This window comes from Amycolatopsis sp. NPDC114503 (genome assembly GCF_055633655.1).
Genome location: NZ_JBVKDT010000006.1, coordinates 463,149 through 484,829 on the forward strand (window position 1 = coordinate 463,149; position 21,681 = coordinate 484,829).

General features: G+C 67.1%; 19 protein-coding genes. 6 read left to right on the forward strand and 13 right to left on the reverse strand.

The genetic code is table 11. The features are described 5' to 3' along the window. Positions 1 to 4: 4 nt before the first annotated feature. Both ACZ7OI_RS27555 and ACZ7OI_RS27560 read right to left on the reverse strand, forming a co-directional pair. Positions 5 to 1,201: a cysteine desulfurase family protein gene (locus ACZ7OI_RS27555; protein WP_470267047.1), complete on the reverse strand. Its 1,197-nt coding sequence runs from the start codon at positions 1,199 to 1,201 to the stop codon at positions 5 to 7. Positions 1,202 to 1,265: 64 nt separating this feature from the next. Beyond that, positions 1,266 to 2,630, reverse strand: a complete 1,365-nt coding sequence (locus ACZ7OI_RS27560) for an MFS transporter (protein WP_470267048.1) — start codon at positions 2,628 to 2,630, stop codon at positions 1,266 to 1,268. Between the two features lie 438 nt (positions 2,631 to 3,068). Between ACZ7OI_RS27560 and ACZ7OI_RS27565 the strand changes: the two genes are divergently transcribed. Continuing rightward, a complete protein-coding gene (locus ACZ7OI_RS27565) occupies positions 3,069 to 3,974 on the forward strand; it encodes an NADP-dependent oxidoreductase (RefSeq protein WP_470267165.1) in 906 nt (301 codons plus the stop codon). Positions 3,975 to 4,404: 430 nt separating this feature from the next. On the opposite strand, the gene ACZ7OI_RS27570 is transcribed toward ACZ7OI_RS27565, so the two are convergent. The 4 genes from ACZ7OI_RS27570 to ACZ7OI_RS27585 all read right to left on the reverse strand — a co-directional run bounded on the left by ACZ7OI_RS27570 (position 4,405) and on the right by ACZ7OI_RS27585 (position 8,018). Further along, a complete protein-coding gene (locus ACZ7OI_RS27570) occupies positions 4,405 to 5,289 on the reverse strand; it encodes a lysophospholipid acyltransferase family protein (protein ID WP_470267049.1) in 885 nt (294 codons plus the stop codon). Next, complete coding sequence (locus ACZ7OI_RS27575) at positions 5,286 to 6,068, reverse strand: GNAT family N-acetyltransferase (protein ID WP_470267050.1); 783 nt, start codon at positions 6,066 to 6,068, stop codon at positions 5,286 to 5,288. Before ACZ7OI_RS27575 ends, ACZ7OI_RS27570 begins: the two co-directional genes overlap by 4 nt. 176 nt (positions 6,069 to 6,244) lie before the next feature. After that, entirely contained in the window at positions 6,245 to 7,204 is a 960-nt protein-coding gene (locus ACZ7OI_RS27580) for an electron transfer flavoprotein subunit alpha/FixB family protein (RefSeq protein ID WP_470267051.1), read from the reverse strand. A gap of 28 nt (positions 7,205 to 7,232) precedes the next feature. Then, a complete protein-coding gene (locus ACZ7OI_RS27585; protein WP_116198805.1) occupies positions 7,233 to 8,018 on the reverse strand; it encodes an electron transfer flavoprotein subunit beta/FixA family protein in 786 nt (261 codons plus the stop codon). A 243-nt stretch (positions 8,019 to 8,261) separates the two neighbouring features. Between ACZ7OI_RS27585 and ACZ7OI_RS27590 the strand changes: the two genes are divergently transcribed. Further along, positions 8,262 to 9,101, forward strand: coding sequence for a DegV family protein (locus tag ACZ7OI_RS27590; protein ID WP_344285504.1), 840 nt, complete (start codon positions 8,262 to 8,264; stop codon positions 9,099 to 9,101). On the opposite strand, the gene ACZ7OI_RS27595 is transcribed toward ACZ7OI_RS27590, so the two are convergent. Continuing rightward, on the reverse strand, positions 9,079 to 9,510 hold the full coding sequence (locus ACZ7OI_RS27595) for a hypothetical protein (RefSeq protein WP_470267052.1): 432 nt from the start codon (positions 9,508 to 9,510) through the stop codon (positions 9,079 to 9,081). The two genes, ACZ7OI_RS27590 and ACZ7OI_RS27595, sit on opposite strands and share 23 nt — an antisense overlap. A 53-nt stretch (positions 9,511 to 9,563) precedes the next feature. On the opposite strand from ACZ7OI_RS27595, the gene ACZ7OI_RS27600 reads away from it, so the two are divergent. Genes ACZ7OI_RS27600 through ACZ7OI_RS27610 form a run of 3 tightly spaced genes read left to right on the forward strand, consistent with a single transcriptional unit; the run spans position 9,564 to position 12,372 of the window. Next, on the forward strand, positions 9,564 to 10,337 hold the full coding sequence (locus ACZ7OI_RS27600) for a class I SAM-dependent methyltransferase (RefSeq protein WP_470267053.1): 774 nt from the start codon (positions 9,564 to 9,566) through the stop codon (positions 10,335 to 10,337). Next, positions 10,334 to 11,863, forward strand: a complete 1,530-nt coding sequence (locus tag ACZ7OI_RS27605) for a 1,4-alpha-glucan branching protein domain-containing protein (RefSeq protein WP_470267054.1) — start codon at positions 10,334 to 10,336, stop codon at positions 11,861 to 11,863. Before ACZ7OI_RS27600 ends, ACZ7OI_RS27605 begins: the two co-directional genes overlap by 4 nt. Positions 11,864 to 11,880: 17 nt before the next feature. After that, a complete protein-coding gene (locus tag ACZ7OI_RS27610; protein WP_470267055.1) occupies positions 11,881 to 12,372 on the forward strand; it encodes a glutathione peroxidase in 492 nt (163 codons plus the stop codon). A gap of 524 nt (positions 12,373 to 12,896) precedes the next feature. Here the strand turns inward: ACZ7OI_RS27610 and ACZ7OI_RS27615 are convergent. After that, entirely contained in the window at positions 12,897 to 14,711 is a 1,815-nt protein-coding gene (locus tag ACZ7OI_RS27615; RefSeq protein ID WP_470267056.1) for a glycoside hydrolase family 2 protein, read from the reverse strand. 532 nt (positions 14,712 to 15,243) lie between these two features. Here ACZ7OI_RS27615 and ACZ7OI_RS27620 point away from each other — a divergent pair. Then, on the forward strand, positions 15,244 to 16,497 hold the full coding sequence (locus ACZ7OI_RS27620; RefSeq protein WP_470267057.1) for a glycosyltransferase family 4 protein: 1,254 nt from the start codon (positions 15,244 to 15,246) through the stop codon (positions 16,495 to 16,497). Between the two features lie 66 nt (positions 16,498 to 16,563). Here the strand turns inward: ACZ7OI_RS27620 and ACZ7OI_RS27625 are convergent, their stop codons facing one another. The 5 genes from ACZ7OI_RS27625 to aceB all read right to left on the reverse strand — a co-directional run bounded on the left by ACZ7OI_RS27625 (position 16,564) and on the right by aceB (position 21,634). Next, the gene (locus ACZ7OI_RS27625; protein ID WP_470267058.1) at positions 16,564 to 17,025 is read right to left on the reverse strand and encodes a MarR family winged helix-turn-helix transcriptional regulator; all 462 of its coding nucleotides are present in this window, start codon (positions 17,023 to 17,025) and stop codon (positions 16,564 to 16,566) included. Between the two features lie 248 nt (positions 17,026 to 17,273). Next, complete coding sequence (locus tag ACZ7OI_RS27630; protein ID WP_470267059.1) at positions 17,274 to 18,065, reverse strand: alpha/beta fold hydrolase; 792 nt, start codon at positions 18,063 to 18,065, stop codon at positions 17,274 to 17,276. Positions 18,066 to 18,209: 144 nt separating this feature from the next. Then, on the reverse strand, positions 18,210 to 18,614 hold the full coding sequence (locus ACZ7OI_RS27635) for a DMT family transporter (protein WP_470267060.1): 405 nt from the start codon (positions 18,612 to 18,614) through the stop codon (positions 18,210 to 18,212). Positions 18,615 to 18,648: 34 nt separating this feature from the next. Further along, complete coding sequence (locus ACZ7OI_RS27640; protein WP_354739163.1) at positions 18,649 to 18,966, reverse strand: DMT family transporter; 318 nt, start codon at positions 18,964 to 18,966, stop codon at positions 18,649 to 18,651. A gap of 1,063 nt (positions 18,967 to 20,029) precedes the next feature. Continuing rightward, complete coding sequence (aceB, locus tag ACZ7OI_RS27645) at positions 20,030 to 21,634, reverse strand: malate synthase A (RefSeq protein ID WP_470267061.1); 1,605 nt, start codon at positions 21,632 to 21,634, stop codon at positions 20,030 to 20,032. Between the last annotated feature and the right edge of the window lie 47 nt (positions 21,635 to 21,681).

Below are 21,681 nucleotides of genomic sequence, written 5' to 3' on the forward strand. Positions count from 1 at the left end.
TGCTTTACACCTCTTGCTTCTGCGTTTGCTTGCGCATGCCGGCGAGACCGGCCTGTCGGGCGCGGGTGACAACGCCACCGATCTCGCGGGCCAGCGTGTGCACGTCCTCCAGCGTGGACGTGTGGCCAAGCGAAAATCGAAGCGAGCCGCGGGCTGCAGCGGCGTCAGCCCCCATCGCCAGGAGAACGTGACTTGGTTGCGCGACACCCGCGGTGCACGCCGAACCGGTGGAGCACTCGATCCCCTTGGCGTCCAAGAGCATCAGCAGGCTGTCACCCGCGCAGCCGGGGAACGTGAAGTGAGCGTGGCTCGGCAAACGCTCACCGTCGCGGCCGTTCAGTATCGCGTCCGGGATCTCGCGCAGGACCGCAGCGACGAGCTCGTCACGCAGCTTCTCGACCCGGGTGGCATACTCCGCGCGGCCGCTGATCGCCGCTTGCACCGCAGCGGCGAAGCCGGCGATCGCAGGAACGTCGAGGGTGCCCGAGCGGACGCTGCGTTCCTGGCCACCGCCGTGGAGGACGGGGACGCACGAGGTGTCGCGGTCGAGGAGAAGCGCGCCGACACCGTACGGGCCGCCGAGCTTGTGCCCGGTCAGTGTGAGCGCGGCCGCGCCGGATGCGGTGAAGTCGACGGGAACTGCACCGACCGCCTGGACTGCGTCGGTGTGCAGAGGGACCGCGTATTCGTTGCACACCTCGGCGAGCGCGGCGATCGGATTGACAGTGCCGACCTCGTTGTTCGCCCACATCACCGTCGCGAGGGCAACCGTCTCTGGGGCCGAATCAATCGCAGCGCGCAGCGTTTCCGGCGACACCCGGCCCTGGTCGTCAACTTCGAGCCAGGTGATCTCGGCACCGGAGTGCTGCTCCAGCCACTCGACCGTGTCGAGGACCGCGTGATGCTCGACCGTGCTGCACAGGATGCGACGCCGAGCCGAGTCCTCGCCGCTGCGGGCCCAGAAGATGCCCTTGACCGCGAGGTTGTCACTCTCCGTACCGCCGCCGGTGAAGATGACTTCCGACGGCCGCGCGCCCAAAGCGGCGGCGATCACTTCGCGTGCTTCCTCGACGGCCCGCCGAGCTCGCCGTCCCGAAGAATGCAGCGCGGAGGCGTTGCCCACGGTGGACAAAGCCTCAGTCATCGCCGCAATGGCTTCGGGCAGCATCGGAGTGGTTGCCGCGTGGTCGAGATAGGTCATCGCCCTATCAGGGTAGACCGATGCGGCGTGTGACGAAGCTCGCCCCAGGCCGCAGAGTGGCACGTCACACCTGTTTCGGCCACCTGCTCGTGAGTCGGACGCCGAGCAGCGCGAGCAGGACGAGGGCGACACTGAGCAGTCCCATCGCGGCAGAAGGCTGAGCGGCGGAGGCGACAGCGGCCAGAAGCACCCCGCCGAGGCCAATGAGCAGCGCTGATCCGACCCAGTCGGCCAGCTGCATTGCGGAGGTGTTGAACCCCCGCTCCCCTTCCGGCGAGTAGCGCAACAGGAGGACCGAGACGGCGGGCATCGCGATTCCCATCCCCGCGCCGCCGACTGCGCAGACAGCGAAGGCCACCCAGGCGGGGAACCACGGTTGGGCGACAAATCCGAAGCCGACCAGACCCACCGCGACGAGCACGAAGCCGGTGCGCAGCGATGCCTCCCGCGACCAGTCGAGGAATCGGCCTTGGAGAGCCGACGCTGCGGACCAGCCAAGTGCGGTGATTGTCAGCGGCAGGCCAGCGAGAGCGGGGCTATAGCCGTGGACGGCGGTCATGGTCAGCGGGAGATACGCCTCCATGCCCGCATATGCGCCGGCGAGCAGGGCACGAGAGGCGACCACCGTCGGCAATCCGGGACGAGAGGTCATGGTTCCGGCAGGCAGGAGCTTGCGCAATGCGACGGCTAGCGCGACAAGACCCGCAACTCCGTAGGCAAGCGCGGCAGGCGATGGGTGTTGTGCGGCCCAGCTCAGGGCGGCGACTCCGAGCGCAGCTACAACAGCGGCGATGATGCCTGCGCGACGTCCGGCTCGCAGCGGCTCATGGGCAGGCAAACCGCGAGTGATCTTGCAAAGGAGGACGACTCCAATCCCGACCAGCGGGAGCAGCCCGAGGAAGACCCATCGCCAGCCGACGGTCACGGTCACCAAACCGGCAACGGACGGGCCGATGACCGCTGGGAGGACCCAAGCAGCAGCATTGGCGGCATAGATGACGGGGCGTTCGCGGTCGGTGAACGTCAGCGCGATCAACAGCGAGACGGACACCAGCAGAAATCCCGAGCCGAAGCCCTGCAGCGCACGGCCGGCCAGGAGCATCGGCATCGTGGTGGCGACACCTGCGACGGCTAGTCCCGCGGCGAATAGCACCGGCCCCACCAGGAGAGCTGGCGCTGGTCCTCTGCGGTCGCCTAGTCGTCCGGACAAAACGGTGGCGACGACGCTGGCCACCAAGAACGTGGTGAACGGCCAGGAATAGAGGGCGAACCCGTTCAGTTCGGCGACCAGCGTCGGCATCGCAGTGGCGACGCCCATGTTTTCGAAGGCCACCAGTGTGACCACAAGCAGCAGGCCGACGGTGACAAGACGGTGTTCGCGACTCCAGAGCACGCTTTTTCGGGGCTGTGCTTCGACGGTCTGGCTCATGATCGCGAGCTTGCAACCTCCAGCGCTCTGGAGGTCAAGCTGTCGGCCGGCCTTTCGGGGTGGGCGGTGGGACATCGCATCCGGATGGATTTCGAGGCGTCAGGGTGGGGTTCCGCGGTTCACGCTTGGGAGGCCCGGATCTGCGGGATCCCTGCGGATGCCGCGTCCGGGCAATCGAGGGGCGTTCGGCGCAGGAAGTCGATGACGCCGGGTAGCTGCTGACGTTGTCTTGGTCGCCTAGACCGATGAATCAGGCTTCTTGTGTGCCACCGTCGGGCATTGTCTGCGTCACGACGCTGGGTCAGGCGAAGGAGAGGCAGCGCGACAGGGCGAGGGTGTTGCCGTTTACTGGCGAATCGAGCGTGCGGTTCGGAATGCGCCGGATGCTGGCTGGCTTTAAGTAGGACGTACGGCGACCGAAGGAGAGTGCGAACCGAGATGCGAGCCATCACATTCGCCGAGTACGGCGGGCCCGAAGTGCTGCAACTGAAGGATGTCCCGACGCCGGAGCCCGGCCCGGGCCAGGTCCGGGTCGCCGTCCGGCGCGCGGGGATCAACCCGATCGACTGGAAGATCCGTTCTGGGGCGATGGCCGGCGGCGCGGCGCTCGAAGGTCCGCAGATCCCGGGGCTGGAAATCGCGGGAGTAGTCGACGCGGTGGGCGACGGCGTTGAATTCGGCGTCGGAGATGAGGTGTTCGGCTGGTCAGCGACCGGCGGGTACGCGGAGTTCGCGCTCGGCGGAGCGATCGTTCGCAAGCCGGCTGACCTCTCCTGGGACGACGCGGCGGCGTTGCCGGTTGCTGGCGAAACCGCGTTGCGCGTGTTGCGTCTGCTCGATGTCAAAGCTGGCGAACTGTTGGTTGTCCACGGAGCGAGTGGCGCTGTCGGCCGGTTCGCGACACAGATCGCGATCGCTTTGGGCGCGACGGTGATCGGAACGGCTGGACAGCGCAATCTCGATGAGGTGAAAGCACTGGGCGCGATTCCGGTGCGTTACGGCGACGGGTGGCTGGAGAGGGTCCGTGAAGTGGCGGACCGCCCGGTGGACGCGGTGTTCGACGCGTCTGGGCATGGCGTTTTGCCGGAATCGGTCGAGCTGCGAGGGTCGAAGGAACGCATCGTGACCATTGCGGATGGCGCGGCGTTCGAGCTCGGTCTGCCTTTCTCGTCTGGAGGCCAGGACGGGCAGACGCAAGAGGTACTGAACGAGATCCTCCGGTATGTACACAATGGACTGCGGATTGCGCAGGGGAAGACCTTTCCGTTAGAGGAAGCGGCAGCTGCGCAGGAGGAGAGCCGGAACGGGCACCCTGGTGGGAAGCTGACTATTGCCGTTTCCTGACCGCGATTGTCGGCTAAGATCGACAATGGTGCGCCTGCGGGCGATCTGACAGGGCAGTGTCAGAGGTTTGCGACAACCGCGGGCCGTTGCCGCTCAGTGGCGAAAAGGCTGAGCTCGAGGTGTGTGCGCGCCGAGGCAAGCGACTGTCGCCACTTGACGGCGATGAATCCGGAGCGCGGAGACCAGGTGTGCCGACGCGAGCGATTCGTCGCCATTCGGCGGCGACGGATGGCGGGCGGCGGTCACAGGTGGAGGGACGGGCAGTCGCGGCCGTCCGGCGGCGAGGCAAGTTAGGTGGCTGTTGCCGTTGAGTGGCGAATGGGCTGACTGCGGCCGGTGGAGAGACCGGCCCGCAGGGGTCGGAGAGTCGCGGAGGGGTGTCGCCAAAAAACGGCAAAACCCCTCCGCAGTCCGGTGACCAGGGTGTTCGTCAGTGCACAACCGGCTGGGAGGGCGCGCGACGGCCGACCAGGACCCGGCGACGCTGTGGCGGGATGCGGACTGTGCCGAGGGCCGAGTGGACAGCGCCCTCGGCAAGAGCCGCCAGCGAACGGCGGTCTTCGGCGCGGCCGGGAGCGATCTCCGGGCACACGTGCACTTCCAGGACCAGGCCGCGCAGTGCGGCGACCCGGCGGAGGGAGGCGATGAGCGACTCCGGCCCGATGAACGCCGGCTGGCTGGTTTCGCGGCCGTCGGCGAGGCGGTAGCGAAGGGCGATCGGCCGGACCGGGACGCCGCCGTCGATCGCGGCTTGGAAGGTGGCCGTCGTGAAGCGGCCGGAGGCCAGGCCGCACCAGGTGGTGCCCTCGGGGGTGACGTTGACGAGCGCGCCGGAGCGAAGGCTGTCGGCCAGTTCGGACATGGTGCCCGGCAAGGTACGCAAACGGTTGCGGTCCAGGAAAATACTGCCGCCGCGACGCACGAGCGTACCCAGGATCGGCCAGGAGCCGATTTCGATCTTCGCGAGCGCCCGCATTGGACGTAGAGCGTTGATGGCGATGATGTCCAGCCACGAAATGTGGTTGTTCACCACGAGCGCGCCGCGACCGGCCGGAGCGGCGAGGAAGTCCGCACCGCCCACAACAGACATCCGCACGCCGAACGCCCTTAGCACCGCCCGGAAAATCCGGCGCAGCAAGCGTTCCCGGCTCCGTCCGCGAATCACCAGCAACGCCGGCGCGACCAGCAGCGCCGCGAAGACCACGGAAATCGCTGCGGTGAACCGCAAAATTCGCCGCGGTAAGGCAACTGTCGGCGCGCCTTCAGTGAGGCAGCCGTCACCGCAAGGCGACGTCGGCATCCAAGCGTGACTCATCCTTGTGCTCCGAGGAAGAACTTCAAGTACCGCTCGTCGACCTGCTGCAGATCAAGCAGGACGAAGAAGTCCGCGACCCCGAAGTCGGCGTCGAGCGCCGGCGGGCCGCACACTTTGGCGCCGAGCCGCACGTAACCCTTGATCAGCGGCGGAAGCATGGTCCGATCAGGACGCGCGATCGCGCCTGGGTCCCACGGGTGCAACGGCGAGACGCGCAACGAGTCGTCAGCGTGGTGCTTGGTGCGCAAGACATCCCAGACGCCCGCGGCGTAGCTGCCGCCATCGTTCAGCTGGACCGAAGCGCAGCCGGCGAGATAGCGGTGTCCGGAAAGGAGCATGTAGCGCGCGATCCCGGCCCACACCAGGCTCACAACGGCACCGCTGCGGTGGTCGGGGTGGACGCAAGACCGTCCGGTCTCGACCAAGGACGGCCGCAGCGCGGCGAGCGTCGTCAGGTCGAATTCGCTGTCGGAGTACAGCTTTCCGGCCTGCGCGGCGCGGTCCGGCGGAAGCATGCGGTAGCAGCCGACGATCTCGCCGGTGTTGTCGTCGCGGACCACGAGGTGGTCGCAGAATTCGTCGAAGTAGTCGACATCCCGGCCGGGCTCCGGGGAATGCAGTTCCGCCCCCATTTCCTCGGCGAAAACCCGGTATCGCAGTTTCTGTGCGGCGAGCACTTCATCGTTCCCGTTGGCGACCAGAAGCGAATACCGCGGCGCGCCTGCGGGAAGGTCGGCACCCGCCTGATCAGTACTGACGAGGAGCTGTGACGACGTCATGGTCAAGGTGTACCTGCCGGTAAGCAGCCTCGGAGAGTGCCAATCGATGACCGGTCAGTGCACGTTGAGTTAATTGCGGGTTCTCAGGTTCCTCTCAGACAGACGAGAAGGTTCCGGAGAACGCGGAAGGCCGCCGCGTGGCGAGCACGCGACGGCCTTCCGGGCGAAAGAGAGCGTCAGCCCTTGCGCTTGTCGACAGCCTCGGTCAGCTGCGGCGCGACGTTGAACAGGTCGCCCACCACACCGAAGTCGGCGATCTCGAAGATCGGAGCCTCGGCGTCCTTGTTGACCGCGATGATCGTCTTCGACGTCTGCATGCCGGCGCGGTGCTGGATCGCGCCGGAGATGCCGAGCGCGATGTACAGCTGCGGCGACACCGTCTTGCCGGTCTGGCCGACCTGGAACTGCGCCGGGTAGTAGCCGGAGTCGACAGCGGCACGGGACGCGCCGACAGCCGCGCCGAGCGAGTCGGCCAGCTTCTCGACGACGTCGAACTTCTCCGCCGAGCCGACGCCGCGGCCACCGGACACGACGATCGACGCCTCGGTCAGCTCCGGACGGTCGCCGCCGACGACCGGCTCGATGCCGGTGATCTTGGCGGCCTTCGCCGGGTCCTGCGCCGGAATCTCGACGGTCTCCTCGGCAGCCGCGCCATCGGCGGCTTCCGCCTCGACCGCACCCGGACGCACCGACACAACCGGCGCGCCCTTGGAGGCCTTGGCCTTCACGGAGAACGCGCCACCGAAGATGGACTGGTCCACGGTGCCGTCGGCGTTGACACCGACCGCGTCGTAGAGCAGACCGGAGCCCAGCCGCAGCGCGACCCGCGCGGCCACCTCCTTGCCCTCGGCGCTGGCGGCGACGAGCACCGCGGCCGGCGAGACCTGCTCGGCGAGCTTCGCGAGCACGTCGACCTTCGGGGTCACCAGGTAACCGGCAGCGTCGTCGCCCTCGGCGACGTACACCTTCGCCGCGCCGTGGCCGGCGAGCGCTTCCTTAGCCTTCGCCGCGGTGCCGGTCGGGCCCACCACGACGGCGGAGGGCTCGCCGAGAGCGCGCGCGGCGGTCAGCAGCTCGAGCGTGACCTTCTTGACATCACCGTCGACGTGGTCGACGAGGACGAGTACTTCAGCCATTTTCTGGAATCCTCCTCGAAACCGTGTCTCAGATGAGCTTCTGCGCGACCAGGTACTCGGCGACCTTCGAGCCGCCGTCGCCCTCGTCCTCGACCTTCTCGCCCGCGGTGCGCGGCGGCTTCGGCGAGGCCTCGACGACCGTCGACCACGCGTTGCCGAGACCGACCTCGCCCGCGTCGATGCCGAGGTCGGCGATGGTCAGCGTCTCGACCGGCTTCTTCTTCGCGGCCATGATGCCCTTGAACGACGGGTAGCGCGGCTCGTTGATCTTCTCGCTCACGCTCACCAGCGCCGGCAGATTCGCCTCGAGGTGGGTGATGCCGTCTTCCGTCTCGCGGTCGGCCTTCACGGCGGAGCCCTCGACGGTCAGCTGACGCACGTAGGTCAGCTGCGGCACGCCGAGCAGCTCGGCCAGGATCGCGGGCACGGCGGCACCGCGGCCGTCGGACGCCTCGTTGCCGGCCAGGATCAGGTCGTAACCCTCGACCTTGCCGACAGCGGCGGCGATGACCTTCGCGGTGGCGATCGCGTCGGAGCCGTGCAGCGCCTCGTCGGACACGTGGATGGCCTTGTCGGCGCCCATGGAGAGCGCCTTGCGGATCGCGTCGGTGGCGCGGTCCGGGCCGACCGAGATCACGGTGACTTCGCCCTCGCCGGCTTCCTTGATCTTGAGGGCCTCTTCGACGGCCTTCTCGTTGATCTCATCGAGCACGGCGTCGGCGGATTCGCGGTCAAGGGTGTTGTCGGAACCGGAGAGCTTCCGCTCCGAGTAGGTGTCCGGTACCTGCTTGACCAGGACAACGATGTTCGTCATGGGTCTTCTTCGACCTCCCGGTTGGGGCCGGCTCTCGGCCGCGGGACAGTGCTCTACTGAGCGGTAGATTAGGGGCAATTCCGCGGCCGGACCCCTCGAGGTGACGGCATTCACCTGGATGAGCAATCTATTGGGACCATCGTCCCGGTAGTTGCCCGGTTAGCCCGTCCAGCGCGCCGCTCGCCCGATCGGAGCAACGGTCACTTACTCGCAGTAGGCCGTTAGGGGTTACGCTCCGGCACCATGTCCGCGCACATCGCCGTAGTCACCGACTCGACCTCGTGCCTGCCCGAGCAACTCGCCGCTCAGTGGCGAATCAGTGTCGTCCAGGTCCAGCTGCACGTCGGAGACCAGACGGACGACGAGCACCGCTTCGACCGCAGCGAGCTCATCCAGACCATGAAATCCGGCGCGGCCGTCACGACCTCGCCGCCCGATCCGGGCGCGTTTTTCTGGACCTACCAGGACGCGGCCTCCGCCGGCGCGTCCGCCATCGTGAGCCTGCACATCTCCGGACGGCTTTCGCAGACCGTCGAAGCCGCCCGCGAAGCCGCCCAGCAGGTCCGGATTCCGGTGCACATCCTCGACAGCGGGACGGCCAGCATGAGTCTCGGCTACGCAGCGGTGTCCGCCGCGCGCGTCGCCGGGGCCGGCGGACAGCTCGAGCGGGTGCTAGACGCCGCTGAACGGCGAGTGCGCAACTCGACCGAACTCATCTACGTGGACACCCTTGAGTACCTGCGGCGATCGGGACGGATCGGTGCCGCCCAGTCGATGCTCGGAAGTGCGTTCGCGATCAAGCCGCTGCTCACCGTCCGCAATGGAGAAGTGAGCCCGCTCGCCCGCGTTCCCGGCACTAAACGAGCGATGAACCGGCTCGTGGACCTGGCCGCGAAGGCCGCCGGCGACCAACCGGTGGACCTCGCGGTGACCCGATTCGGCTCGGACGAGAGCGAGGTCGTCCGGAAGTTGCGGGAGCGCGTGCCCGGCGCGGGCGAGATCGTGGTGGGCGACGCGAGCACCGTGATAGGAGCTCACGTCGGCCCGGGCGCGCTCAGCATCACGGTGTCGCCGTCGAACTGACCTCGATTCGCCGCCCCGGGACCAAAAGCACCACGAGCGGCAGCAGGACCGTCACCGCGAGCCCGCCGATGACGAGCACCTGGTCGAACTGCGGATAGTGCCCGACGTGACCCGCGTGGTAGATGAGGTGCGGCACGGCGAACAGCAGCGCCGCGACCGCCACCAGCCGCGCGACAGCTGTGGTGCCCATCACTGCAGCGCCGACGAGCATCACGCCGAGCGCCAGGCTGAGGCCGCCGAAATCGATGATGAAGTGCTCGTTGTAGGGCCCGTCCATGGAGACCCACCCGTGCCGGAAACCGGGAAAGTCCTGGTAGAACCCCATCGGGTCGAGCAGCGGCCACAGCCCCTGCACCAGGGTGTAGAGACCGAGCAGGGTCAGGAGGATGCGCGTGATCGTCCGTTGCATACGGCTGGAACGAGACGGCTGCGCGAAACGTGACAGGCGCTAGGGTCGCGCAGGTGACCAACGCAGCCACCCGGGCTGAGGCACTGCACCTCACCGGCGAACGGACCGTCCCCGGCATCCCCGAGGAAAATTACTGGTTCCGCCGCCATGAAGCCGCCTACCTCGCCCTCCTCCCCCACTGCACCGATGCGACGGTGCTCGAAGCCGGCTGCGGCGAGGGCTACGGCGCCGGGCTTATCGCCCGGCACGCCCGTCGAGTGCTCGCGCTGGACTACGACGTGCCGACCACCGAGCATGTCGCACGCCGGTATCCGGACGTCGCCGTCGCGCGGGCGAACCTGGCGTACCTCCCGCTGCGGGACGGTGCCGTCGACGTGGTGGCGAACTTCCAGGTGATCGAGCATCTCTGGGACCAGGACGCTTTCCTGGCCGAATGCTTCCGCGTCCTGCGCCCAGGCGGGAAACTGCTGGTCACCACCCCGAACCGGCTCACCTTCACGCCGGACAGCGACACCCCGCTCAACCCGTTCCACACGCGCGAACTGGCACCGTCCGAATTGGACGGACTGCTGCGCGCGGCCGGGTTCACCGTCGCCGCGCTGGACGGGCTGCACCATGCGGAAACCCTGCGTACCACCGAAACCCGCTACGGCGGCTCCATCATCGACGCCCAACTGGACGTCGTCATGGGCTCCCTTCCCGGACAGGCCACCTGGCCGGCCGACCTCCTCGCGGACGTCGCGGCGATCCGGGCCGACGACTTCGCCGTCCACGACGACGACCTCGACGCGAGCCTCGACCTGGTGGCCGTGGCGGTGCGCCCGTGAGCGCCCGGAATCCCGCGCCCGAAGGCACGTTCTGCCTCGTCCTGCACAGCCACCTGCCGTGGCTGCCGCACCATGGCAGCTGGCCGGTCGGCGAGGAATGGCTGTACCAGGCGTGGACGCATTCGTACCTGCCGGTCGTCGACCTGCTGCGCCGTTTCGCCGCTGAGGGGCGACGCGACGTCTTGACGCTCGGCATGACGCCAGTGCTCGCCGCTCAGCTTGACGATCCGTACGCCATCCGCGCCTGCCACGACTGGGTCGGCCACTGGCAGCTGCGCACGCAGCACGCATCGACGCTCTGGCACGGCGATCCGTTGCTGCGCGACCTCGCCGCCGCCGAGCACCAAGCCGCGATGCACGCCACCGAGGAGCTGGAAACGCGCTGGCGACACGGTTTCTCGCCGATCCTGCGGTCGCTTGTGGACAGTGACACGATCGAGCTGCTCGGCGGGCCGCTGGCGCATCCGTTCCAGCCGTTGCTGGACCAGAGGGTGCGACGATTCGCCCTCCAGGCTGGGTTAGAGGACACCGCGCTGCGCATTGGCCGCGCACAAGAAGGTATTTGGGCACCTGAATGTGGTTATGCACCGGGAATGGAACAAGATTATCACGACGCCGGTGTTCGACGCTTCCTTGTCGACGGCCCTTCACTCCATGGTGACACTTCGGCCGCGCATCCCGTCGGCGACTCCGACGTCGTCTGCTTCGGCCGCGATCTCGAAGTCACGTACCGGGTTTGGTCGCCGAAAGCAGGCTATCCGGGCCATGCGGCGTACCGGGACTTCCACACCTGGGCACACGAGGTCGGGCTGAAGGCGTCGCGTGTCACCGGGAAAACCGTTGAACCACAAGACAAAGCCCCCTACGACCCGACGCTCGCCGCGGACGTTCTAGGTTCGCACGTCAAGGATTTCGTCGAAACAGTCGTCGCGCGCCTGCGGTCCCTCCGCGAGCAAAACGGCCGCGAATCGCTGGTAGTTGCCGCCTACGACACGGAACTATTCGGGCACTGGTGGCATGAGGGCCCCGCCTGGCTCGAAGGGATCCTGCGTGCGCTGCCCGAGGCAGGCGTCCGCGTGACCACATTGCGCGGCGCGCTCGAGGCCGGCCATCTGGGCGAGCCGGTCCAACTGCCCGCATCTTCGTGGGGTTCGGGCAAGGACTGGCGAGTCTGGGACGGCGAACAGGTCGCGGACATGGTGCAGGACAACACCGCGCTGCAGACCCGGCTGCTCGACTTGGTCGACAAGCAGGACGGGACCACTCGCGACGTCGTTGCCGACCAGGCCGTCGCCGAGGCGATGATGGCTCTGTCCAGCGACTGGGCGTTCATGGTCACGAAAGACTCCGCCGCCGACTACGCCCGCCGGCGCGCCCGCGTGCACACCGAACGATTCGATGCCCTGGCAGGGTTGCTCCGCAGCGGGGATCGTGCCCGCGCGCTTGCTCTGGCCGAGGAATACCGCCGGGCCGACGGCCCGTTCGGACATCTGGACGCGCGCGCCCTGCGCCGTCCTTCCGCGTGACGATAGAAGGGAATTCCATGGGAATCCGTGACCTGCCGCTCAAGACCCTGTCCGGCGACGACGCCACTCTCGGCGGACCGCTGGCCGGCAAGACGCTGCTCGTGGTGAACGTGGCGTCGAAGTGCGGGTTGACGCCGCAGTACACCGGTTTGGAACGTCTGCAGGAACGCTACGGCGACAAGGGCTTCTCGGTGGTCGGGTTCCCGTGCAACCAGTTCGCCGGCCAGGAGCCGGGCACCGCGGAGGAAATCCAGACGTTCTGCTCCACCACGTACGGAGTGTCGTTCCCGCTGTTCGAGAAGATCGACGTCAACGGCGAAGACCGGCACCCGCTCTACGCGAGCATCACGGAAACTCCCGACGCGGACGGCGAAGCCGGCGACGTGCAGTGGAACTTCGAGAAGTTCCTGATCAGCCCGGACGGCAAGGTCCTCGGTCGCTTCCGCCCGCGCACGGAGCCCGAAGACGAGACGATCGTCGCGGCGATCGAAGCGGCCCTGCCTGCCTGAGCTTCGGTCCGGCTCTCCGGCCTGCGTTTATAGCGGCCGGAGAGCATTTGCCGTTTTTCGGCAACTGCTTGCCGAAGCGGAGTCAGCTGGGTTCCGGATGGGATGCCGCTGGCCGTTGATTCGCGCCGTTGCCGTTCAGTGGCGAAAGGCCAGGCGTACCTCGCCGCTGCTCCCTCACCGCGTTCTCGCCTCTCATCGGCGACAGCTGACCAACGACATGGAGTGCCATGAGCTAACGACGCCACTCGCGGCGACGTCAGCTCCGCGACACCGGCCGGGCCGCCAGCTGCCGTCGCCGTTGGCGGGCAAATTCGACGCCACCGGCCGCCGCGGCACCTTCGTCGCTGGGCGGCGAGAGCGAAGCAGCACGTCCGAGCTGAACGGCACCTCGCCAGCATCGAAGCGCCATTGACCAGCTAGTCGCCACTGAGCGGCGAATCGCAAGTCAGCTTGGTTCGTCCTCCATGCCCCAACTCTGTGCGGAACGGCAGATCATGCGTTGCCGCTCAGTGGCGAATCGCAGGTCAACGGCTGTCCGGAGCCTCGGCAGCCAGCTCGGCGGCGGTCTTCACCTCGGGGTACGAACCGCGCGCGATCACTGCTTGGTTGTGGTTCGCGGCGTCGGCGAAGTCGAGCTTCTGCATTCGCCGGTCGTAGGTGAGGAGGCCGTTCACTTCGTTCTCTACATCAGTGGTCTGAGTGTAGATCGCGCCGGACAGCCCCAGCTCGGAAACCAACCCTTCGAGACGTTCGCTGACCTCCGAGTACCGGCGAGTGAGGTGCGCCGAATCGGTCGTCATTTCGTAGGCGTTTGGCGGGCCCGGCCAGATGTGGTCTTCGAGGACTAAGCCCAGGCCGCCGTATTCGCCGTCCACCAGTGCGCGATGGTCCCTCTCGTGCGGCTCCCCCGGTCCGACGTAGGTGTGATCGTCGTAGATGTCACCGGCCCCGGTGTCCGGGCGGGAGAAGCAACAGTTCACCCCGCTGTTGGCGATCACCAGCCGGGTCGGGTCGAGTTCCTTCACGAGCGTCGCTATCCGGGCCGTGTCGAATTCTCCCCAGCCTTCGTTGAACGGCACCCAGGCGACGATCGACGTGATATTGCGCAGCTGGGCGATCATTTCCCGCAGCTCGGTCTCGAATCGCTGCTGTCCTTCGGGCAAGGGATCCGGCGCGTGCCCGGGCGGGCCCGCGAACGAGACGACCAGCGACGGCATGTCCTGCCAGACAGCCAGGCCCAGCCGGTCCGCCCAGTAGTACCAGCGCGCGGGCTCGACCTTGACGTGCTTGCGGACCAGGTTGAACCCGAGTTCCTTCGTCTTCTCGAGATCGAACCTGAGCGCCTCGTCCGTCGGAGCCGTGTAACCGCCGTCCGGCCAGTAGCCCTGGTCGAGTGGTCCGTGCAAGAAGGTGATCCGATTGTTCAAAGCGATCCGTGGCCGTCCGTCGACATCCGGGACGATCTCTACCGTTCGCAGGCCGCAATAGCTGGCGATCTCGTCCAGGACCTCACCGTGTGCATCCAGAAGCCGGACGGTGATGTCGTAGAGAAACGGATCGTCCGGAGACCACGGATGCGGTTCCGGAAGGTTGGCCCGCAGCCGCGCGCCGACGGCGCCGTGAACGCGCGCTGCCTCGTCGCCGTTTTGCGGCGAAACGATCAACTCCACCTGAGTACCGCCAGTGACCTGCGGGAACACTGACACACCAGACAGATCCGAGGTGACTTCCAGGGCGGAGACGCGCTCGTTCGGCACCGGCTCGACCCACACGGTCTGCCAGATTCCCGACGTCGGCGTGTAGCAGATACCGCCAGGTTCGTTGCGCTGCTTGCCGATCGGGTACGGCTCGATGTCCGTACGGTCCTCTGCGCGAACGGTAATTTCCTGCGGTCCTGATGCACGGAGCGCGTCCGTGATATCCGCTGAGAACGACGTGTACCCGCCCTCATGGGTGACCACCGTCTGGTTGTTGACCCGCACTTCGGCTTTCTGGTCGACTGCACCGAAATGCAGCAACACCCTTCGCCTGCTCCAGCTTTCCGGGATCTCGAACAACCGCCGGTACCACAGCACTTCGTCGCGTCTGCCGATTCCGGAGAGCGCCGATTCCGGTGCGAAGGGAACCAGGATGCGCTCGCTGTACCCGACGGGTCGCGGCTCCGCGGGCGAAGCAGGCCATCCTGCGTACTCCCAGATGCCGTTGAGGCTCAGCCATTCCGGCCGGCGGAGCTGGGGGCGCGGGTACTCGGGCAGCACCGCAGCCGGGTCGACTCGGTCGGTCCACGGTGTGGTCAGCGGCGGATCGGCACGCTGCCATTCGGGCTCTGTTGGAGTCATCACCGATCATGGTGGCAGAGAATCGCGATCAGCGGGATGGCTTGAGGGCTGCTCGGACAGCCGGTGAACCGATCCTGCTCGATGGGTCAAATGTCGGCTGCCGACGGTCGGCAGCCGATGGCTGGTCTTCGGTGGGACGTCCTGCGGCGACGTTGCGAAGCAGGTGTCGACGACCGTTTCGCCACTCAATGGCTAACAGCTGGTCAGCCGCTCGCGAGCCCGCTTCAGCGCCGAGAGCGAGGGGCGGCTGCATCGAGCGAAGGCAGCAATCTCGGCAGGCGACCGCCGCCGGAACTCACGCATCAGCCTGACAGTCGCTACTGGGGCGGGATAGCAGCGCTGAGCTGCGAGGATGCGGTTCTTCACGGGCTGACTGGCCGGCCAGGCGGAGCTGTTGCCGTTTTTTGGCAAATCGCTCTGACCAGCAGATTCTTCCCTGTCCAGGCACTTTTCGGCCAGGCGTCGGACAGGCTTTCCGGCGGTCGTTCGGGCGGCCGCCCCAGGGTAAGCGACTGGCGAGTAACCTCGGGCCATGCGCGTGCTGATGTTGTCCTGGGAGTACCCGCCGGTGGTCATCGGCGGGCTGGCCCGGCACGTTCACGCGCTGGCGCGGCATCTCGCGCAGCAGGGTCACGAGGTAGTCGTGCTCTGCCGGCACACCGCGGGCACCGACGCGTCGACGCATCCGCGCAGCGATCGGGTCATCGAGGGGGTCCGGGTCGTCCGCGTGGCCGAAGATCCGATGCACCTGACCTTCGAGCGGGATCTTGTCGCGTGGACGCTCGCCATGGGCCACGCCATGATCCGGGCGGCGCAGGATTTGCTCCGCACGTGGCAACCCGACGTCGTCCATGCCCACGACTGGCTGGTCACTCATCCGGCCATCGCTGTCGCCGAGGCTGCTCGGGTTCCGCTCGTCGGGACGATTCACGCGACCGAAGCAGGCCGGCATTCGGGTTGGCTGTCGCATCCGCTCAACCAGCAGGTGCATTCGGTCGAGTGGTGGCTCGCCAACCGGGCCGACGCGGTGATCACCTGTTCGCAGGCCATGCGCAAGGAGGTCGCGCACCTCTTCGAGATCGACCCTGCCGACGTCGCGGTGATCCACAACGGCATCGAGGGACGCAGCTGGCGCGTGTCGTCCGGTGAAGTCGCGAGGATGCGGGAACAGCACAGTCCGGACGGTGCTCCGTTCCTGCTGTACTTCGGCCGACTGGAGTGGGAAAAGGGTGTGCAGGACCTGCTGGCCGCGTTGCCCCGGATCCGCCGCCAGTTCCCTGGGACGCGAGTGGTTGTCGCCGGAAAAGGGCGACATCACGACGAGCTTGTCGCGCAGGCTCGAAAGCTGCGAATTCGCCGGGCGGTGGACTTCGTCGGTCATCTTTCGGACCGCGACCTGCGCGCACTCCTGGCCGCGGCCGATGCGGTCGTGCTGCCGAGCAGGTACGAGCCGTTCGGGATCGTCGCGCTTGAGGCCGCGGCCGCGAAAGCGCCGCTGGTGGCTTCGACGGCAGGTGGGCTCGGCGAGGTTGTCATCGACGGGGAGACCGGCCTGGCTTTCGCGCCGGGTGACGTCGCCGGGCTCGCCTCGTCCGTGACGACGGTCTTGAGCGACGTTCCGGCCGCGACCCGGCGTGCGCGGGCGGCGCAGGCTCGGCTTGGCGCGGACTTCGATTGGGGGCGGATCGCGGAGGCGACCGTCGAGGTCTACCGGCGGGCGCGTGTCGGCGAGCCGGTAGAATTGGGGCGGCCGAAGATCGCGACTGGCAACGCGTTCGAGGTGTAGGACGCGCTGGCCGGCGGGGTTCGCGAGATTCGCCGTTCAGTGGCGAATGCCTGGTCAGGACGCTTGTCAGCGAGGGTCGACGGCGGCGATCAGGTCGCGGTAGTCGGGGTCTGCCCCCACTCGGTCGAAAGCGCTCGCCAGGGCGGTTTCGTAGACCGGGACGGCTTTGCGCAAGGTGGCACGTCCGGCGTCGGTGATTCCGGTGTAGACGCCGCGGCGGTCGTATTCGCAGAGACGTCGTTCGGTGAGGCCGGTACGCTCAAGGCGGCCGACGAGGCGGGTCGCGGAGCTCTGGTTGAGCGACGTCGCGTCAGCCAGTTCCTGCATGCGGAGCTCGCCGTCGGGGCGATCGGCCAGCGACATCAGTGCGACGAATTCCGAGAAACCCAAGTGCAACTGCCGTTGCAAGGCTTGCTCGACCTCGTGGTCGACGCGGCTGCGAAGCGCCATCATGCGGGGCCACATCGCGCCGAGGGTGGTGAGTTTCGCCCCTGCCGACTTGCGTCCAGGGGAAGGTGTGGTGGCCACGGGAACGACCTCTCCGGCAAAACCTCGCCCGGCATCGAGAAGTGGTGCCGAGACCTCTTGTATAGCACATGTGCGTGCATGCAATTGAGCGCTCGTCAAGCCTCACGCTGTAGGGAGACCGTTGAGGTGCGCGGTCTTGGACTGACCGGCGCAGGCATTCTGGTTGGGTAAGCAGCCTGGAAGAATCGTCGGGCCGCGCAGTTTCACCATCCGGCCCGGATTGTTTGGCCGAACTTTGGCCGAACCGGTCAGGCCAACGTCTGCAGGAACTGTTGCAGCAGTGGGTTGACCTGCTCTGGATGAGTCAGGGTCGGAGTGTGGGCCGCGCTGTGGATGACGTGCACGCTGCCGGCGTTGGGGAGGCGTTCGCTCAGCAGGTCCATGCGGTCGCGCGGGAGGGAAACGTCCTGCTCGCCCCACATCAGCAACGTCGGGCAGGTGATCTCGTTCAGGCGGCCCGAGACGTCATCTCGCTCCAGCAGGCAGTGCGCGGCCGGGCCTAGCGGCAGCGTGGGTGCGGCGCGCCATCGTGCGCGCAGCTCGTCACGCAGGTCGGATTCTCCGAGCAGTTGCGTCGACAGGGGTATGATCAAGTCATCAATTGGTCCGTATTCGCGCAAGGCGGCGAACATGCCGCCATAGGCTGCTTTGTCGGCTGGATCGCACGATGTTGCTTCGGTGTCCCACAGCACCAGTCCTGCGACACGTTCGGGTGCCAGCAACGCAATCCGTAGCGCGGTGAAGCCGCCTTGGGACAGTCCACCGACGACGGCGCGTTCAACGCCCAGGTGGTTCAGCAGGCCGAGCGCGTCCTCGGCCTGGTCCCAATAGGTGTATGACGAGCCGGGGTCGTCGTCCGGGGTTTGCCCATGGCCGCGGGCGTCCCAGGTGATAACGCGCCGCTCCGGCGCGAGCGTCGCTGCTTGCGGCGAGAAGGTTGAGTGGTCCAGGAAGTAGCCGTGTCCCAGCAACAAGGCCGGTCCGTCTCCCCCGGTGTCGGCGAAGAAGATCGGACGGTCGTTGACGGTCGCTGTGGGCATTCGACTGGCCTCCGGGTTCTTCGCAAACAGTGGTGCCGCGCCGGTGCAGCGTAGTGAAGAAAGGTGATCACGTTGCCTGCGGCCAGGTTTCGGCAGATTCAGTGACAGCTGGCGAGTGTCACTGGGACGCCGGGTTGAATACGGTCAGTCGTCGGTTTTCGCCGAATCGGTTGAGCCACCGGCGAGTTTGAGGCAGATGACACCGGCGATGATCACTGCGAGGAACAGAATGCGCAACGGTCCCAGGCTTTCGCCGAAGATGATCGCGCCGAAGATCGCGGCTCCGCTCGCGCCGATGCCGGTCCAAACCGCGTAGCCGACGCCGACGTCGATGGTGCGCAAGGCCAGGCTGAGGGTGAAAATCGTTGCGGCAGCGGTGATCACGGTGGCGATCGACCACGGCAGGTTGGCGAAGCCGCGGCTGCCGTCCGTGCTGACGGCGAACGCGATTTCGCAGACCCCGGCGAAGAGGAGAATGCCCCATGCCCGGCGAGCGGTCTGCGTCTTTTCCGGTGCGATGGCTGGTGCTGCTTCTGGCTGAACGGACACAGCGGAAATCCTTTCGGGGACAGGAAGAAGAGGGTCAGGCACCGGTCAGCTGAAGGCCGATGATGCCGCAGACCACCAGGCCGAAGCCGATGAGCTTGCGCCAGTTGAGCTTCTCTTTGAAGATCAGCGCGCCCAGCAGCACGATGCCGACCGAGCCGAGACCGGTCCAGATCGCGTAGCCGACGCCGACGTCCATGGTCAGCAGGGCGCGGCTGAGGAAGAAGATGCCGCCGGCCGCCATGACCAGCGTGAACACCGACGGCCACAGCTTGGTGAACCCGTCGGTTGCGTTGGCTCCGAGCGCGAAGGCGATCTCGAAGAAGACAGCGATGCCGAGGTAGAGCCAGTGCATGGTTTCTCCGGGTGAGAGTGAGATCGGAAGCTGCTCGGCACCCTCGCCGGCGACGCTCCCCCAGGTAGTTACATGTGCAATATATGTATGTCGAATCAAATAGGCAAGGGGTGCTCGGCAGGTGGACGGAGAGACGTCGGGGTTGCTGCCAAGGGAGGCGATGCGGTGGTCGGCAAGGCGACGGTCGCACGGAAAGTGGCGTTGACCAGGTATTCGCCACTTAGCGGCAACGGTAGTTCGGGCGACCGAGGCCGGGGCCGGAGGGTTCTGCGCGGCCGCTCGGATCGTCGGTCGGACGGGGCGAGGTGTCGGATTTTCGGTCGGATCGTCCGTCTGGAGCGCGCGTTGACTTGGCGGTCGAGGCCGGACACCGGTTGAGCAAATCGGACGCTCGACTCGGCAAGGATCCTCGCGGAACGCGGCTGTTCGACAGGAGGTGCCCGGCCGGATGGATCGGGCGGCTGGGCACGTCCGAGCTGGATCGTACGAGTGGCGTGCGAGCGTCGCGCGGGTGGATCGTGCGAGCCGGATGCGGCGATCGGGTGGGCCGGACGAGGACCGTCGGCAAAGGAGTCCTACTGCCGTATCAGGATCCGTTGCCGAACAACTGCGGCAAGGTGGATCCGATCGTGAAGCATCCAAGCTGAGCAGGATGAACAGAGCAGAATCCGAGCGGGGCACGCGGGCGAGGCCGGACAGCGCCCGCAAGCGAGCGGCTACCCAGGACGGGGTGGCCCGAAATCGAGCAGAGACCCGCATCCGAGCACTCAGACGGGCGACGACAGAAAGAGAGGGACTACCCGAAAGCGAACGCAGCCCGGAAGTGGGGAAACCCAAGACAGGCTCAACCCGGAAGCGAAGACCCAATCCCAGACCGCCAGAAAACTCCCCGAAGCCGAAAACCCGCGCCCGTCGCCAACCAGCGGCGAAAGGGCGCGGGTCCGGAAAGACCCGGGTCCGGTGGCGGGGAGCCTCCGCCACCGGACCCGTTCCCAGCACCATCCCAAAATGTGGTGCGGGGTAACCGGTCGCCGGTGGTCAGGTCACTGGCGACCGGAGCTTGTCACCGCTCGGTCAGGTAACGGGCGTAGGCGACCGTCGTGAGGAAGCTCGGCAGCTTCTCGCCGAGGGCGGTTTCGGTGAAGATCGCGCGGGCGTCGTCGAGGCGGGCCGACTGGCCGAGGTCTGCGCGGACCTTCGCCAGTTCGTCGTCCAGGAATTCGCCGGCCAGCTCGTGGGTCAGCGCCGTGCCGTCCTCGAGCTTCGTGCCGTTGCGGATCCACTGCCACACCTGGCACCGCGCGATCTCGGCCGTCGCGGCGTCCTCCATGAGGTTGTGGATCGCTGCCGCACCGGTGCCGCGCAGCCAGGAGTCGATGTAGCGGAGGGCGACGTTGATGTTCGCCCGCACGCCCGCTTCCGTCACTTCGCCGCCGGCGCTTGCGACGTCGAGCAGGTCCGAAGCGTCGACCGTCACGTCTTCGCGCAGCTTGCCGAGTTGGTTCGGCCAGCCGCCGAGCACGCGGTCGAAAACCTCGCGGCACACCGGGACCAGGCCGGGGTGCGCGACCCACGAGCCGTCGAAGCCGTCGCCTGCCTCGCGTTCCTTGTCCTGACGGACCTTCTCGAGCGCGTTCTCGTTGGTGACCGGGTCCTTGCTCGGGATGAACGCCGCCATCCCGCCGATCGCGTGCGCGCCGCGACGGTGGCAGGTGCTGACGAGCAGTTCGGTGTAGGCGCGCATGAAGGGGACCGTCATCGTCACCTGGGCGCGGTCCGGCAGCACGAAGTCGGCACCGTGCGCGGAGAAGTTTTTGATGACGCTGAAGATGTAGTCCCAGCGACCGGCGTTCAGGCCCGCCGCGTGCTCGCGCAGTTCGTAGAGGATCTCGTCCATCTCGAAGGCCGCGGTGATCGTCTCGATCAGCACGGTCGCGCGGATCGTGCCGCGCGGGATGCCGAGTTCCTTCTGCGCCAGCAGGAAAACGTCGTTCCACAGCCGCGCTTCCTGGTGGCTTTCCAGCTTCGGCAGGTAGAAGTACGGGCCGCTGCCGCGCGCCAGAAGCTGCCGGGCGTTGTGGAAGAAGTACAGGCCGAAGTCCACGAGGCTCGCCGAAACCGGGCGGCCGTCGATGCGGATGTGCTTCTCGACCAGGTGCCAGCCGCGAGGACGGGCGACGATCGTCGCCGGGTCGTCGCCGATCGTGTAGCGCTTGCCGGCCTCGGTGGTGAAGTCGATGTTGCGGCGGATGGCGTCGAACAGGTTGAGCTGGCCGTCGATGACGTTGTGCCAGGTCGGCGAGGTAGCGTCCTCGAAGTCCGCCAGCCACACCTTCGCGCCGGAGTTGAGCGCGTTGACCGTCATCTTGCGGTCGGTCGGGCCGGTGATCTCGACGCGCCGGTCCTCGAGACCGGGCGCGACGGGGGCGATGTGCCAGCTCTCGTCCGAACGGATCGACCGCGTCTCGGGCAGGAAGTCCAGCTGCTCCTCCCCCGACTGCAGACGCTCGCGACGGCGTCGGCGCTCATCGAGGAGTTCGCGGCGGCGTCCGGCGAAGGTGTTGTCGAGTTTGGCTACGAAGTCCAGTGCTGCCGGGGTGAGGATCTCGGCGAAGCGGCCATCGGCGGGCCCGGTGACCTCGATGCGGGTGTTCAACGTGTCAGCCATCTCGTACCTCCGCGAAGGGGGAAAGGAAGGGGGCGGGCCGGCGACCG

Excerpts from the sequence above, each read along its gene's own strand:
- ACZ7OI_RS27630 (WP_470267059.1), bottom strand. The coding sequence starts at position 18,065 with ATGCCCACAGCGACCGTCAACGACCGTCCGATCTTCTTCGCCGACACC.
- ACZ7OI_RS27585 (WP_116198805.1), bottom strand. The coding sequence starts at position 8,018 with ATGACGAACATCGTTGTCCTGGTCAAGCAGGTACCGGACACCTACTCG.
- ACZ7OI_RS27590 (WP_344285504.1), top strand. The coding sequence starts at position 8,262 with ATGTCCGCGCACATCGCCGTAGTCACCGACTCGACCTCGTGCCTGCCC.
- ACZ7OI_RS27560 (WP_470267048.1), bottom strand. The coding sequence starts at position 2,630 with ATGAGCCAGACCGTCGAAGCACAGCCCCGAAAAAGCGTGCTCTGGAGT.
- ACZ7OI_RS27555 (WP_470267047.1), bottom strand. The coding sequence starts at position 1,201 with ATGACCTATCTCGACCACGCGGCAACCACTCCGATGCTGCCCGAAGCC.
- ACZ7OI_RS27595 (WP_470267052.1), bottom strand. The coding sequence starts at position 9,510 with ATGCAACGGACGATCACGCGCATCCTCCTGACCCTGCTCGGTCTCTAC.
- ACZ7OI_RS27575 (WP_470267050.1), bottom strand. The coding sequence starts at position 6,068 with ATGACGTCGTCACAGCTCCTCGTCAGTACTGATCAGGCGGGTGCCGAC.
- ACZ7OI_RS27615 (WP_470267056.1), bottom strand. The coding sequence starts at position 14,711 with ATGACTCCAACAGAGCCCGAATGGCAGCGTGCCGATCCGCCGCTGACC.
- ACZ7OI_RS27570 (WP_470267049.1), bottom strand. The coding sequence starts at position 5,289 with ATGAGTCACGCTTGGATGCCGACGTCGCCTTGCGGTGACGGCTGCCTC.
- ACZ7OI_RS27620 (WP_470267057.1), top strand. The coding sequence starts at position 15,244 with ATGCGCGTGCTGATGTTGTCCTGGGAGTACCCGCCGGTGGTCATCGGC.
- ACZ7OI_RS27565 (WP_470267165.1), top strand. The coding sequence starts at position 3,069 with ATGCGAGCCATCACATTCGCCGAGTACGGCGGGCCCGAAGTGCTGCAA.
- ACZ7OI_RS27640 (WP_354739163.1), bottom strand. The coding sequence starts at position 18,966 with ATGCACTGGCTCTACCTCGGCATCGCTGTCTTCTTCGAGATCGCCTTC.
- ACZ7OI_RS27610 (WP_470267055.1), top strand. The coding sequence starts at position 11,881 with ATGGGAATCCGTGACCTGCCGCTCAAGACCCTGTCCGGCGACGACGCC.
- ACZ7OI_RS27580 (WP_470267051.1), bottom strand. The coding sequence starts at position 7,204 with ATGGCTGAAGTACTCGTCCTCGTCGACCACGTCGACGGTGATGTCAAG.
- aceB (WP_470267061.1), bottom strand. The coding sequence starts at position 21,634 with ATGGCTGACACGTTGAACACCCGCATCGAGGTCACCGGGCCCGCCGAT.